The organism is Chryseolinea sp. T2, assembly GCF_037203685.1.
Taxonomy (GTDB): domain Bacteria; phylum Bacteroidota; class Bacteroidia; order Cytophagales; family Cyclobacteriaceae; genus Chryseolinea.
This window is the reverse complement of record NZ_JBBCAU010000009.1, coordinates 383461-398108: the sequence shown is the minus strand read 5'-3', so window position 1 is coordinate 398108 and position 14648 is coordinate 383461. Positions and strand designations below refer to the sequence as shown.

Sequence of the window (14648 nt, the reverse complement as noted above, 5' to 3'; positions counted from 1 at the left end):
GCTTGTTGCGCGCATCAGCGGGTTACAACGCTACACGGATAAAGTATATATCTTTGATGCCTGGCCAGGGTACCAAACACGTTATTACAATGAAGAACCTACACATTGCGGTCGTGCTGCTTTGCACTTCGTTATCCGCCGTCGCCCAGACTGACTTTAGAAAAGGATTTATCATTACACTTGAGAAGGATACTGTATCTGGTCAGATTGACTTTCATGATGGTGGCCGCGCCTTCAGCACGTGCCTGTTTCGAAAAGCTGACGGTGGCGAATCACGCAGCTATGCGCCCGCCGACATTGCCGGATATGGATTCATTGATGGCCGACGTTTTGAATCAAAAACCGTGACTATCAACTCCGCAGTTGAAACCGGATTTCTGGAAATATTAGTTGGAGGAAAGGTCACGTTGTATAAATACCGTGAAGCATTCTTCGCCGATAAAGATTTAACCGACATCAGGCAACTACGGGATGAGCGTCAGACGAGAATCGTCAACGGTGAAACCTTTGTCCGCAACTCCAACGAATACATTGGCACACTCACTTATTTCATGAGCGATTGCCCTGAGATAAATAAGAACGTTGAGCGGACAAAATTCCACCAACGCTCATTGGCAAAGATTGTAGAGGTGTACAACAAGTGTAAGAGCGGCACAACCTCCACTGTTTACAATTCGAAGAAGCCCTGGGCGAAGGCCATATTCGGGATCATTGGTGGAGTTGATTTCTCATCACCGACGATTGATGGTGAATGGATGTTGTTTGGCGATAAGGTAGAGGCCCTGAGATCTGCCAAATCACCTTTGATCGGCATTTCTCTGGATGCTTCATCACCGCGAATCAGTGAACGTTTCTTCTTTACGAGCTCATTCCTTTATGCCCACGTGACATACCATATGGGCAGCGTGACAAACCGGTCATACGACAACTTTATCACCCTGGAGTTTCATGAATTGAGAATTCCCTTTGGCTTTCGTTATTCGTTTGCTCCCAGATTAGTCACACCGTTCCTGAACGCAGGGCTTTCCACTACTATCCACCTGAAAACTTCATCGGCCTGGCGTCAGGAAGTAGTGAGCGGCGATGACGTCTATCTTACCAGTAGAGGAGAGTTTCCAACAAGCGACACACAGCTAGGGTTCTGGGGTGGTATAGGTATTTTAACACGCATAAATCAGAAGTTCGACACATCGTTTGAGGTTCGTTACGAACACACAAATGGTTTTGCAGCTTCATCGCTGGATACTTCACTTACATCCAGTGTCGCTAACATTCAATTGCTGGTTGGCCTTAGAATCAAATGAAACTCATGAAACCACTGCTTATCCGAACGTCATTCATGTTAGCCAGCGCGTTGATCTCATTCAGCTGTAACGACAACGCCTTCCCCGACGCGGCATATCCAAGAATGAATACTCTTCCTGTTACCAACGTGTCGTCAACCGGGGCAACGTTCCATGGTTCAACATTACAAAACGGAACTGAAGAGATTATCAACCGGGGATTTGTGTGGTCTACAAAACAGTCGGTCACATTGGAAGATGGTCAGCGGATTGATCTGGGGCCAGGTCCGGAAGAGTTTGATGCAGAGGTCTTATCCGGCCTTTCACCAAAAACCATATACTATGTAAAGGCATTTGCTATAACGAAGAACTATACAGTTTACGCTCCTTACGTACAATTCGCATCAAACTGACACGCAGCAAACTCAAGAGGCGGTTGCTTTTTTATGCCCGCTGATTTAGCGCAATATTTTATAGTGCACATCAATTACACGCAGGTACACCAGGAGATCGATAATTTCATCGGCCCTGGAGCCTGATTGCTGGTGAATGGCAATCCAATAATGTTTGCCACTTTGGTCGTCAGGCCTTGAAGACTTCAGTATTGATTTTAGCGCTCCAAAAGGGAGTATGGTATCGTCCAGAGTAAATCCATCTGCTGAAAGAATCAACGGAGACTCCAGGATCACGTCATTGACTGCGAGTTCCACATCTGTCTGAGGGATCAATACCTCTTCGTCTTCCTCCCACAGTTTTACCAGTGATGCCCGGTACTGATCGTCGGTCATTGCAATCAACTGCGCGTGAACATTAGCACTGCTAAACACGCAGGCGAGCAAAAGCCATAGGGTTTTCATCTTTTTCAGGAATTGACAATTTACTCAGGATATTTGATAGTTCTTGTAGCGTTAGCTGCCCGGCAGAACTCGACCAGTTCCTCACCTCTTTGGATCGGCCTCCTCATGCATAAAGCTGATAAAGGTAATTTGAATATTGATCTTTATGAAGAAGGCAGGACTTGCGCTGCACAATAAAGGGACGACGGTGTTGACCTGAAAAGATCCGCTGAAATCAATGGCGCCGCTCATATCGGACACACATCGCTGGGGACTAATATTTCTGCGGCCCGCATCGCCCTCCTTCAGCAGCAACATGATTCAAAATCTGAGGTCGAAATCAAAAGATGTATTAACGGACAGCGTGCTATCCGAAGGCACGCTCGTTACGATAAAGATTCCGTTGATGCATGACTAAGATGGCTATACACAATACCATGCATGACGAGGCATCACATGAAAACTTACTCTTCTCCTTTTCGCTTGAACCCTATCTTTCGCATCGGGCCGGCCTCGGGGTCCAGTAATTCCTTCATATAGTCAAAGATTACCTTAACATCCTCATCGTGTTGCAGCACTTGTTTCTCCATCTTCTCAAGCTTGAGCAGAATGTCTTTGTGCGTTAACATCATTTCGCGCATCCGGGTGAATATCCGTATAATGCGAATGTTCATTTCAACGGCCCTCTTGCTGCTGAGTACACATGACAACATGGTCACGCCCTGTTCTGTAAAACAGAATGGAGCATGTCGCAGGCCGATCAGGTCATTTTGAGAAGTGATATTGTCCTTGCTCCATTTTTTCAGCTCTTTTGCGGTCATCTCAAACATGAAATCCGAAGGAAATCTTTCCGCATTTCTTCTTACGGCCTGTTTGAGGACGCGTGTCTCGACGCCGTATAGTGTCGACAGGTCGCGGTCGATCATCACTTTGTGCCCGCGAACTACATATATCTTGCTCACTATTATCTCGTCCGGAAGTGATTTGTCCTTTGCCATGTCATCAGAAATTTGAAAAGTTTCATTCAATTGGAGATCACAAATTGTGATGTCCAAAAGTTGCAAACGATCTGCTTTGCGACCCGCGCGCAACTCGTCCGCAATGTGTGACAAAATTGTTTTTCGCACCAGAGTTATGACAAAACTACGTTAGGTAATGTGACAGGTTATGACAATCGGACATCACAGTTTGTGATCTCCAATTTAACGTGCGGCACCAATGGAAGACATTCCTGTAGTGAGCAAAAGAGCTCTCAAGAGGCAGGCTTAACAGCCAGGACCGTAATCATGTTCGAAACGAAGTCGTTAAGCTCAATTTCAAAGCCTTCGCCCGTGAGTATCGAAATGAAAGTATTCCTGTCCAGCCGGACTTTGCTGTAAGAACTCACCGATTGATGCCAGCCAGCCTCTGTCCGTTCCAGTAAAAGATCGGTTACCGTCACTGAGTCAGAATTATAGTCGAGAATACAGGTTAGTATTCTGTTTTCATCGCTTTTCACCGGGATGAAACGCCTGTCGCCTAGCAAGGGCGTTGCATAGTCGCGAAACGAAAAGATGGCCTTACCGCCTGGCCTCAGTGCAGCAAAGACACTGGCACTCAGCTTTCTGATGTCCGTCAGGTTGTCCAGGTGCGTGACGGTGTCGCCGCAACAGGTGATGAGAGCAGCGTTGTGGATTTGTTGCGCCACGTTACGAATGTCGTCGTTGATAGCCGTTATTTCAACTGAGTGACTATGCGCGTTGGCAACCAGTTCCTGCAATAACTGATGGTTGAAGTCAATAGCGATCACCTTATAACCGAGCTCAGCAAGCGCGAGCGACTGAATACCGTGACCAGCAGCAAGATCAGCGGCCAGGTCGCCATGATTCGCAATGATGCCCTGTTGAGACAGGAACCGACTAAATGAATCGACTTTCGACCTCAGATCTCCTATCATCCATGAGTAGAAGTTCCCGAGATGATGTTCATAATGTTCCTTTACCCCCATAACCATTGAAGCCATCATTGAATGTATTGCAACGGAATAGTATTAGACCTGGTTCAAAAGCAAATTAAGAATCTGCCAATTGGTCCAAATGTAGAAGGCATGCGAACATTCAATAGAGACAAAATATTCCCGATGTCAGAAAACAAGATTGCCAGAATATTCCAAAATCGCGTGCATTCAATGCTTTCAATATTCAGGACTTTGATATATCATAATTCTATGTATATTTGATCTATGTATTCAAAAGAACTATTGAAAGGCACGCTATCGGCCATCATTTTGAAGCTTCTTGCGGAGAACGAGAAGATGTACGGCTACGAAATCTCGCAACATGTAAAAGCGCTTACAGAAGGAAAGATCCACCTTAAGGATGGTTCACTTTATCCCGCGTTACAAAAGCTGACGGCCGATGGCTTATTGTCCTACAAAGAAGAGTACGTGGGCAAGCGCGTACGAAAGTATTATATGCTTACGAAGAAAGGCAAAGTAGAAACCGTCGAACACATCGCAGAAGTAAAAGACTTCATTTCCACCATTAACAAGATCATGTTTCCACAACTGAAGACTACATGAAGCTTTCGAACAATCAGATAGAAATCATCCGGGCGCAGATCGCCCGGAGTATCCAAATACAATCTCTTCAGGACGACGTCCTGGATCATGTTTGCTGTGCTCTTGAAGAGCATGACGAACTTGAAGGTGAGTTTGAAGTAGCTGTTCAGAGCGTTGTTAAAGAACTCGCACCTGATGGTCTGCCTCAAATGCAGCGAGATACCCTATTGCTATTAAACATTAAACATATCGTTATGAAAAAATTCTTGTATTCACTGGGACTCGTCACAGCGATGTCGTCCAGTATGGGACTTTGTTTTAAAATCCTCCACCTGAAGGGAGCGGACTTTCTACTAACATGGGGACTACTTGCCTTTACCTTGCTGTACTTACCGGCCCAGGTTATCCTGTGGTATCGGACTAATGAAAACGTAGCGCTCGCAGAAAAACTTAAAATTGTGTTCGCATTGCTCAGTGGATTGATCACAGGTGGGGCTATTATTCTTCGTTTTGCCCGCTTTGACAGTTCTGCTGTTGATATGACATTTGTAGCTGGTGCGGCCATCTTCAGCTTCGGATTTTTACCGATTCAATTCTTCAATCTATACAAGAAAGAAGCCGCCTGACAAATAGCAATGAAATTGACCGAAGAGCAGATAGCAATCATTCGCTCCCATATCCGGAGCAGCGGCATTAAGCTGAAGCCGCTCCAGGATGACATCCTCGACCACCTTTGTTGTGTACTGGAGGAAAACCAGCAGGGAATCACGGATTTTGAAACGCGTCTGCAGGCGGCGATTCAGGACCTGGCACCGGGTGGTCTACCCGATATTGAACGTCAGACTTTGTACCTGCTGAACTCAAAGAAATTTATATATATGAAAAAACTTATGTATTTGATTGGACTCGGTTCGTCAATTACTCTAGCCATGGGGTTATGCTTCAAGCTGCTGAACTGGCAGGGGTGTTCGGAACTTTTCATTTATGGGTTCCTCTCCTTCACCCTGTTGTTTCTTCCTATGACAATAGTTGATCGATTTAGATTGAGAATTCACACCTCATTATCGCTGAAGCTCCGGTATTTGTTAGGCGCGACCAGTGCTATAGTCGCGGGACTTGCCTTCCTCTTCAAAATCATGCATTTGTCAGGAGCTGACCAGTTGCTTCTTATAGCGACAGTGATTTTCAGCTTTGGGTTCCTCCCCTTTCTGTACTTCACCAACTATCGCAAAGCAGTACAACAGCATTTTCAAAAGCATTAACCGAAGCAGTAGCAGGACCGATCGGTTGAAGACGGCTGCAACAATTGATGAATAAAGCCGGCGTTTAAAGCAATGAACGCAGATCGTCCAGGGGCAGTACATCGCGTGCTGCCCCTTGCATTTTAATAGTACCCTGCTCAAGGACTAGTACCCGGCTGGCAAGACGAATCACTTCGGTAACATCGTGCGTGATGAGTAAGGTTGTCATCCGATGTTTTTCGTGAAAGGTTTTGACATATTGTTGCATGCGGACCCGCAGCGCGGCGTCCAGTGAAGACGTCGGTTCATCCAACAGCAACACTTTCGGCCTACGTGCCAGAGCACGGGCAAGTGCTACGCGTTGCTTTTGTCCACCCGACAGCAACGAAGGCCTTACGTGCTCCATCTGTATTAACTCCATCACATCAAGAAGCTCTTGGACGACATCTGCTGGCTGATCCTTCTTCAACCCGTAGGCAATATTTTCACGAACAGTCATGTTAGGAAACAAAGCATAGTCCTGGAATACGATGCCGACATCGCGACGCTGAGGCACAAGATTTAAGTCACCTGAACTATCGAACCATGCTTCATTGTTCACGGTAATCGTGCCCGAATCAGGTTGAAGCAGCCCGGCAATCATTCGCAAGACGCTCGTTTTACCAGCTCCAGACGGACCGAATAATGCGAGCAACTCTCCGTCGCGGACATCGAATTGCAACTCCATCGCTATACGCCCGGATCCCGCATGAAGTTTCTTTCGAATATCGACAGTCATCATGGACGGAACAGGTTATTTGTAAACCGTTGATTTATCGAATAGACCGTGACCAGAATCACAAAGGAGAAAGCAAGTAATATTCCCGCATAGATGTTTGCTGTGTGGTAATGCATGGCCTGTACCTCGTCGTATAAGGCAATGGAAACCACATGCGTTTCCTCCGGGATACTTCCTCCGATCATCAACACAACACCGAACTCTCCGATAGTATGCGCAAATGCGAGGATGGTACCAGTGATCAGCGCTGCGCGCATGTTTGGCAATAGAACATGAATTAATGTCTCAAACCGCCCTTTGCCCAATGTGTACGATGCTTCAATCAGTGCACGCGGAATCATACGAAAGCCGGATTGGAAGGGCTGTACCATAAACGGCAGACTATAGATGACAGAAGAAATCACAAGCCCGGTGAATGTAAAAACGAGCCTGATATCAAAATATTCATCAAGAAAACCACCGAAGGAACGCTCCGGACTAAAGGCCAGCAACAGATAAAATCCAAGTACAGACGGTGGTAAAATCAAGGGAAGACTTACCATCGCTTCGACAACTGGTTTCAGCCGAAATGAAGAAAAGGCCAACAGGTACGCAACAGGCAGACTGATTACGAAGAGAATAAGCGTTGAGATCGACGCCAGTTTAAGCGTAAGAATAAAGGGACCAATCATGTATGCTTGCGAACTATTTTGGTTCGCTGAATCCAAAATAACTCAAAATCGCTTGCCCGCGCGTACTCAATACAAAATCCTGAAAAGTTCGGGCGTCAGCGTTGTTCGCGGCCTGTTTTAAGATGACCACTGCCTGTTCTAAAGGCTGGTGGAAGGTCTCAGGAATCAGATAATATTTTCCCTGCGATTTCATTGGAGGTGACAGTGCCAGCGACAAAGCCAAGATGCCTGCGTCGGCCGCACCCGTTGTAACGAACTGAGCTGCCTGCGATATATTTTCACCAAACACAAGTCTGGATTTTACCTGTTCATAGATATTCGCCTGCTTCATGGCCTCGACCGCACGACGGCCATAGGGCGCATGTTCCGGATTGGCGATTGCAATCTTAGTGATTCGCTTGTCCAACAGTGAATTAATACCGTCAGCGTTCGGATCTATTCGCCTGCTCCAGATTACGATTCGTCCGCGTCCATATTTTCTCACAGCCTGTCCGGTCTTGCCGAGTCCAACCAATTTATCAGGATAAGCAACATCTGCCGAGAAGAAGATATCAAACGGGGCTCCATTGGAAATCTGTTCGAAGAACTTTCCGGAAGACCCGTAGGTCACGACAATATTTACATCCTTGTGTGTAGAAGAGTAGTTTGAGATTACTGAGTCAAGTGCGTACTTCATGTCCGAAGCGGCAGCCACCAGGATCTTGCGCGGTTGCGCCTCAAGGCGTTTCGCGGCGCCAGGTGCTGCTACTAACAGCAGCATCATCAAAAAGAAATTGACAGACTTTATCCTGTCGCGTTGCCTACCCATGACGTTAGTCTTTCGCATATTGGATCTTAATGCTCTTAATCTCCCGGATCCACCGTGCATGTTTTTTGTCCGTTGGATTTATCAGACGGAAAGGTCCTTCTCCTTTGGGAAGTGGTTTACCATCCACGGTCGTAGCTAAAAGTACCACGTTGCTGGTAAATTCAGGGTCCAGTTCAGGCAGGGCATAAAGAACCTGATAGTTGTCTGCGGCTGTTACCAGGACGTACTTTGCAAGGTTCTCGCCTCGCAGCTGGCCACCCAGCGTTGCACCAGCCTCCTTCAGAATCTCTACCAATGCTACACCGCCATACTCGTGCTCCGTATTGTCGCGATCTTTTGCTTTGAGTTTTGCCTGAGGCAACTTTGCAAGGTCTTCTATCGACAACGATAACGGTTTTAGCACTTCACCAGATACGCTCAGAGCCTGCGGTTGAGGCGGCTGAGCGCGTACAATGCAACAGAGGAGCAACAGAGCGACCACTACAAAGCACTTCTTCACAAGCATAGTCTTAAAATCATTTGATTAAACCGTAACCAAAATCACCTGACGCAACGATATGTATGTCTGGTAATAACGCCTAAATATACAAACAACACGAGTTTGCAACGATGATAGAATGCTATTTCGCCCGAACTGCGGTTTGTGGCGGACCGAAGTCAGGATTAGTCAGGAAAGTGGAGTCCGTCAGCATGTTCAGAAAGGCAACGATGTCGTTTTTTTGCCCGTCGGTAAGAAGATAACCCCTCCTGCCATCGGCGGCTGCGGAATCAGCGATAAATGAGCTCAACGTTTCGCTGGGCTGCACATGATCACTGTAATGATCCAATACCTGCCTCAAAGTCTCGAATCTTCCGTCGTGCATATAGGGCGCGGTGACGGCTATGTTTCGTAGCGTTGGAACCCTGAATCTCCCGCGATCTCCCTTGTCCTGTGTGAAGACTTCACGACCATGATCCCGGGGATCCTGATCAAGCCCGTTGTTGTGGAAGAGTTCCACCATCAATTTTGGTGAACCATGACAATGCGCGCAATTTACCTGAGCAGCAGACGAAGCTTTGTGCCCCATAAAAAGGTCGAGTCCTCGTTGTTCCGTTGGCGTCGGCGTATAGACGCCCGTTAGATATCGGTCGTATGGCGCATCGGCGGATATCAGCGTACGCTCAAACTGTGCCAAAGCTTTGATGAGCCGATCGCCGGTAATTTTTCGGTCGCCAAATGCATCCTCGAAAAGTTGCTGGTAATACTTACTTGCCCGCAGTTTCAGTGCTGACAGGTCTGCCGGCTGATTCATTTCGTGTACATCAAACATCGGAATTGAAGCCTGGTCTTCGAGAGAATGAGAGCGGCCGTCCCAAAAGAGATTCTTCACCCACAGGAGGTTTGCCAGCGACATGGAGTTACGCGGGGTGACAACATTATCAACTCCGATACTAAATCGGAAACCGTCGGAGAAAGCCTTTTGCTGCTGGTGACAAGATGAGCAGGAGACCTTCCCATTAGACGACAACACTGGATCATAAAACAACGCGCGCCCGAGCTTTACTCCCTCCCTTGTAATTGGATTGTCTGGTGGGATTACAAACCGATTGCCAAAATACGCGGGATAACTTAGCGGATAGGGGTCGGAAGTACGAGAACTCCCGGCTGGAAACGAAACGGAAAGTGCGATTGTCAAAACTCCCACAGCGACCAGTCGCCGTGAATTTATCCACCACGTTGTTGTGCCTGCTCTGGTCATGAATGATCGATTCACAAGCTATCCTCTTCCATTTGAGACTACTCCGATCACGGCGTCCCGATGGTTTCGTCTGCACTCGATCCGGACTTTCCGGTCTGCAAATTTACAGGTTTGTGAGGTGTATTGTTACGAAGAAATTGCGGCCAGGTTCTGGAAATCCTTCAACGAGACTATAATTCACATCAAAAAGGTTATTAACGCCGCCTTCAATGGAAACACCTTTGACAATATTGATGCCAGCCATCGTATTTACAAGGGTGTATCCTGGCACGGACGTTCCATAGCTGGTGCTATACCGTTTACTGTTACGCTCGGCACTCGCCATAACGCGGAAGCGCTTCAGAAACGCATAGTCTGCCGACCCAAATATCTTGTGGTCTGGTACGTTGGTGAATAATATGCCTGGATTTGTTTCATTCTTCCTGCGTATATACGAATAGTTGACGTTCAGCTGCAACCCGCGGACCGGGACGTATCCTGCCTGCATGTCAGTGCCGTAAAAAAGTGCGTCGCCAGCGTTTTGCAACTGGAACCGGCCAGGTTGAACATTGTCTACCTGCTGAATAATGTCCGAGATGTCGCTTCGAAATGCACTCGCCTGAATGGTAAGGTTCGAGAACAGTTTGCCAGTATAAGTTATATCATAATTGACGGCCACTTCTGCTGTAAGATCAGGGTTCGGGATAGCTTGTCCCATTCGATACGAATAACGGTCTTTTATAGTCGCAAAACGTGTCTTTCGGGCTATTGTTCCCTGCAGATTATGTTTCGCATTGATATCCCATAACACACCCAACTGAGCATTCACTGCGTTGTTATTGTTTGATGGGAAATCTGAAATCTCATGTGTTGTCGCGTTATAGTCCTGAGCCTTAGAACTGATGCGGGCGTTGTAACTTATTCCCGGAACTACCGCTATCGCGGGGACTATACGCCAGGTGTCTTCGATGCCGATAGAAACCGTGTTGTCGGCAAATGTTCGTTGAGGCTCGTTGAGGTTATTCTCCCGATGGACATCATACTTTGCCTGTGCGCCGACCTTCAGCACATTGTTGGAGATGGATAACGTTTCAAACTCGACATTGCCGCCGAGGCTATAATCGTCGTAGTAGCTTTGAAACGCGTACGGCCTTGTTATCGTGGTGTAGGTATCGTCATCATAGCTAAACAGCTCGTTAACAAAGGTATCGTAATACAAACGGGCCTTTACTTTACTGCTTTCGCCTACAGCTGTATTGGAAACGAGGTACAGGCTCTGCTTGTCCCATTTAGGCCACTTCCAGAACCTGGTACGAATCGCGGGATCGGTCCCAACGTATGGCGGTGTCCCCTTTTCGCCATGCTGAAATGAGTATCCAATTACATATTCGTCGGTAGCATTTGGCGTATAGCCAATCTTTGCGCTAACCTTCATGTCTTCACGATACGAATTTTCGCGGTCACCACCATCTTCATACTGATGAGGTGTATAGTCGCCTGACATTGGATACGAATCCTGTTTTAAAATGGATGCGCCGGCCTGCACGTAAAAGTTTCCAAGATTTGAGCCGATGTTTAGGTTTGCTCTTAATCCATCTCCGCTAAATACACCTGCACGTGCGCCATACTCAAGCTTTTTCAACGGCTTACGGGACACCAGATTTATGGCACCTCCCATGGTATTTGCTCCATATAAGATCGAAGCAAATCCTTTTGAAACGTTGATTTGTGAGAGGTCGAATGTTGTGAAACGGGCAAGGTCAACATATCCGTCATATGGTACATAAACAGGAACGCCGTCGATGAATACCGGTACCTGTCGAAGGTCGAAGCCGCGAACGTAGACTACAGACTCATTACGGGGGCCAACGTTGGCAAGTGCAATACCCGGCATCAGATTTAGCGCATTGGACACATCAAGCCGGTTGTAGTTGGCTATGACTCTGGAGGGAAGGCTATTTAAAGTATCGAGGTCCTGAAATCCAGTGATCGTTACTTCCCCAAGTTCAAAGACACGTTCGCTTCGGAGCGTATCGGGCCGTTGTGCCCATACATTATCTAAAGTTGCCAGAATCAAAATACAAACTGTAAAGAATCTCATGTACTCAGTTATCTAAGTTTTAGTTACTAATCGATGTGCATTGATGACTATATCGACCGATATATCCAAACAAACATATCGCAATATACGGAAGTTGCCAAAACGCGATTACCAGATCACACCAAACCCTTGCCAGAGACTATGAACAGCAACCGGGCAATGACGAATGGAGCTTTCGGAGATGGGGTATCTTCTTCAATGTATCATAAGCCAGGGCGACGTGACCTATTGACAAATTACCGCTGCCAGGCGGTCCTGACCTGGCAGCCCACCTCAAGAACATGTAATCCTTATCCATAATAGTGTAAATCCCTCCTCCCCTTCCTGCAGTATACTTGTATAGAATTTGAAAGCTATGGAAACCGTATTGAAACCGTTGCCGGCGAAGGGTCGCAAACAAGTTCATGAGCAGCACACATTTCCTGTGCTGAAAATGTCGTGCGCGGCCTGTGCAGTGAGTGTGGAATCGATGCTTAAGTCGACTCCGGGAGTGAGCGACGTCCGTGTCAATTTCGCAGACCAGAGCGCATGGGTTGATTTCGATCCATTGACAGTCTCTGCCCCGGGATTGCAGCAGGCGGTACAGTCAATTGGATACGATCTGGTAATTGAAGAAGACGGGGCGGCAGAGAAGGCCGATGCAGCGCGGCACGAACAATATCTGCGTCTAAAGCGTCAAACGGTCTGGTCAATTGCTCTGGCAGCACCGGTCATGTTCATCTCAATGTTTGCAATGGACATGCCCTATGCCAACTACATATCGCTCGCGCTTACCGCGCCCGTTGTAATGTATTTCGGACGCAACTTTTTCAGAAACGCGTGGATGCAGCTGAGTCATGGAACGAGTTCGATGGATACGCTTGTTGCGCTTTCTACAGGGATTTCATTTGCATTTAGCGTATTCAATACGTTCTGGCCAGAAGTCTGGCACAGCAAGGGAATTCATGCGCATGTCTATTATGAGTCTGCGGTGGTAATCATAGCCTTCGTTTCCTTAGGAAAACTCCTAGAGGAACGGGCGCGAAAGAAAACCTCCGCTGCACTGCGCAATCTTATGGGGATGCAACCGAAGACTGTTATGGTTATTTCTGATAATGGTGAACAGGAAGTGCCTATTGGGTCAATCACGACGGGAATGCTTGTACAGGTTCGGCCAGGTGAACGCTTTCCGGTCGATGGGATAGTCAAAGACGGTTCATCATTTGCAGATGAAAGCATGATCACCGGTGAAGCAATGCCGGCGGGAAAGGAGGCCGGCGACAATGTCTATGCGGGATCCATCAATCAACAGGGCAGTCTTCGGATCACCGTAATCCGTGCAGGCAAGGACACGATACTGGCACATATCATCCAGGTTGTACAGGAGGCGCAGGGAAGTAAAGCGCCTGTTCAACGCCTTGTAGACAAGATATCACGGATCTTCGTTCCTACGGTAATTGTGCTTTCGGTCCTCACATTTGTCGCCTGGTATGTTTGGGGCGGAGAGCAGGGAATTAGTTATGGATTGCTCAGTGCAGTGGCCGTGCTTGTCATCGCCTGCCCTTGTGCCTTAGGACTGGCCACTCCAACGGCGTTAATGGTTGGCATTGGAAAGGGCGCCAGTCAGAACATACTCGTCAAAGATGCCGAGAGCCTCGACCTTGCCCATAAAGTAGATACAATCATACTCGACAAGACAGGGACTATTACGGCCGGTAAGCCAACCGTTACGGATGTAACATGGTTGAGTACAAGCGATCCGTCGAAAATTGAATCGGTCCTTTATGCTATTGAGTCACGCTCAGAGCATCCTTTGGCAACCGCGATAGCTTCCAGATTTAAAGATGCGGCAGACACTGGCATAGTCGTTACGCAGTTTGAGAGCATCACTGGCAAGGGCATTGTGGCTGTTGCTGATGGGATACGCTACGCTGCAGGTAATCTACGGCTTATGCAAGCTGGAGGAATAAGCGTGCCTGCAGATGTCGATAATATTGTAATGGAGCTAAGAAAGCTGGCGCGAACAGTCGTGTTTGTAAGCTCTTCTCAATCGCTGCTGGCAATCATTGGAATTAGTGATGAGATTAAACCTACTTCGAAGCAAGCGATCAGTACGCTTCGTGATATGGGTAAAACTGTAGTTATGCTTACAGGGGACGAAGAGGATACGGCGAGATCCGTTGCTGCGCAGGTTGGCATTGCCGAGTTTCATGCCAGGATGTTGCCCGCAGATAAGTCGGCCTTCGTCGAAGGTCTTAAATCCCAGGGTAAAATGGTGGCCATGGTAGGCGACGGCATTAATGATTCTGAGGCGATGGTAAAAGCCGACGTCAGCATAGCAATGGGCAAAGGCTCGGATATTGCAATGGATGTCGCGAGAATGACATTGATTACGTCTGACCTGACGCTAATTCCTACTGCACTGAAGTTATCGACAAAAACAGTAAACGGCATCCGGCAGAATCTGTTCTGGGCATTTATCTACAACCTTATCGGAATACCAATTGCTGCGGGCTTGCTTTATCCGATCAACGGTTTCCTTCTGGATCCTATGTTGGCCGGAGCGGCGATGGCGCTGAGTTCGGTGAGTGTGGTGGGCAATAGTTTGAGACTGGGGATGAAATTGAATTAAGAATTAAGAATGGTCTGGTGGCTACGTTCAGCGCCTCTTATGATACATTGATAAACTATAAA

Annotated in this window: 15 protein-coding genes; 6 read left to right on the top strand and 9 right to left on the bottom strand. The window is 47.4% G+C overall.

The annotated features are described in order from the left end of the window. The first annotated feature begins 89 nt into the window (after window positions 1-89). Together WBG78_RS26515 and WBG78_RS26510 are read left to right on the top strand one after the other, a co-directional pair. Entirely contained in the window at window positions 90-1304 is a 1215-nt protein-coding gene (locus WBG78_RS26515) for a hypothetical protein (protein ID WP_337329539.1), read from the top strand. 5 nt (window positions 1305-1309) lie between these two features. After that, window positions 1310-1696, top strand: coding sequence for a hypothetical protein (locus WBG78_RS26510; protein ID WP_337329538.1), 387 nt, complete (start codon window positions 1310-1312; stop codon window positions 1694-1696). Window positions 1697-1741: 45 nt separating this feature from the next. On the opposite strand, the gene WBG78_RS26505 is transcribed toward WBG78_RS26510, so the two are convergent. The 3 genes from WBG78_RS26505 to WBG78_RS26495 all read right to left on the bottom strand — a co-directional run bounded on the left by WBG78_RS26505 (window position 1742) and on the right by WBG78_RS26495 (window position 4112). Next, on the bottom strand, window positions 1742-2140 hold the full coding sequence (locus WBG78_RS26505; RefSeq protein WP_337329537.1) for a hypothetical protein: 399 nt from the start codon (window positions 2138-2140) through the stop codon (window positions 1742-1744). A 443-nt stretch (window positions 2141-2583) separates the two neighbouring features. Further along, window positions 2584-3117 (bottom strand): ORF6N domain-containing protein, encoded by a 534-nt coding sequence (locus tag WBG78_RS26500; RefSeq protein WP_337329536.1) that lies wholly within the window; start codon window positions 3115-3117, stop codon window positions 2584-2586. A gap of 254 nt (window positions 3118-3371) precedes the next feature. After that, window positions 3372-4112, bottom strand: coding sequence for a class I SAM-dependent methyltransferase (locus WBG78_RS26495; RefSeq protein ID WP_337329535.1), 741 nt, complete (start codon window positions 4110-4112; stop codon window positions 3372-3374). Between the two features lie 228 nt (window positions 4113-4340). On the opposite strand from WBG78_RS26495, the gene WBG78_RS26490 reads away from it, so the two are divergent. The 3 genes from WBG78_RS26490 to WBG78_RS26480 are packed head-to-tail and all read left to right on the top strand — an operon-like array spanning window position 4341 to window position 5920. Further along, window positions 4341-4679, top strand: coding sequence for a PadR family transcriptional regulator (locus tag WBG78_RS26490; RefSeq protein WP_337329534.1), 339 nt, complete (start codon window positions 4341-4343; stop codon window positions 4677-4679). Next, window positions 4676-5284 (top strand): hypothetical protein, encoded by a 609-nt coding sequence (locus WBG78_RS26485; RefSeq protein WP_337329533.1) that lies wholly within the window; start codon window positions 4676-4678, stop codon window positions 5282-5284. The genes WBG78_RS26490 and WBG78_RS26485 overlap by 4 nt, the downstream gene beginning before the upstream one ends. A gap of 9 nt (window positions 5285-5293) precedes the next feature. Next, the gene (locus WBG78_RS26480) at window positions 5294-5920 is read left to right on the top strand and encodes a hypothetical protein (RefSeq protein WP_337329532.1); all 627 of its coding nucleotides are present in this window, start codon (window positions 5294-5296) and stop codon (window positions 5918-5920) included. Between the two features lie 64 nt (window positions 5921-5984). On the opposite strand, the gene WBG78_RS26475 is transcribed toward WBG78_RS26480, so the two are convergent. From WBG78_RS26475 to WBG78_RS26450, 6 genes are all read right to left on the bottom strand, one after another. Continuing rightward, window positions 5985-6680, bottom strand: coding sequence for an ABC transporter ATP-binding protein (locus tag WBG78_RS26475; protein ID WP_337329531.1), 696 nt, complete (start codon window positions 6678-6680; stop codon window positions 5985-5987). Next, entirely contained in the window at window positions 6677-7348 is a 672-nt protein-coding gene (modB, locus tag WBG78_RS26470; protein WP_337329530.1) for a molybdate ABC transporter permease subunit, read from the bottom strand. The genes WBG78_RS26475 and modB overlap by 4 nt, the downstream gene beginning before the upstream one ends. A gap of 13 nt (window positions 7349-7361) precedes the next feature. Continuing rightward, window positions 7362-8174, bottom strand: coding sequence for a molybdate ABC transporter substrate-binding protein (gene modA, locus WBG78_RS26465; RefSeq protein ID WP_337329529.1), 813 nt, complete (start codon window positions 8172-8174; stop codon window positions 7362-7364). Next, on the bottom strand, window positions 8161-8661 hold the full coding sequence (locus WBG78_RS26460; RefSeq protein WP_337329528.1) for a molybdopterin-dependent oxidoreductase: 501 nt from the start codon (window positions 8659-8661) through the stop codon (window positions 8161-8163). Before WBG78_RS26460 ends, modA begins: the two co-directional genes overlap by 14 nt. A 115-nt stretch (window positions 8662-8776) precedes the next feature. Beyond that, window positions 8777-9895: a cytochrome-c peroxidase gene (locus WBG78_RS26455; protein WP_337329527.1), complete on the bottom strand. Its 1119-nt coding sequence runs from the start codon at window positions 9893-9895 to the stop codon at window positions 8777-8779. Window positions 9896-9998: 103 nt separating this feature from the next. Then, window positions 9999-11975 carry a TonB-dependent receptor plug domain-containing protein gene (locus WBG78_RS26450; protein ID WP_337329526.1) on the bottom strand — a complete coding sequence of 659 codons (1977 nt, stop codon included), beginning with the start codon at window positions 11973-11975 and terminating at the stop codon, window positions 9999-10001. A gap of 355 nt (window positions 11976-12330) precedes the next feature. Here WBG78_RS26450 and WBG78_RS26445 point away from each other — a divergent pair, with 355 nt between their 5' ends. Continuing rightward, entirely contained in the window at window positions 12331-14586 is a 2256-nt protein-coding gene (locus tag WBG78_RS26445) for a heavy metal translocating P-type ATPase (RefSeq protein ID WP_337329525.1), read from the top strand. Window positions 14587-14648: the final 62 nt, after the last annotated feature.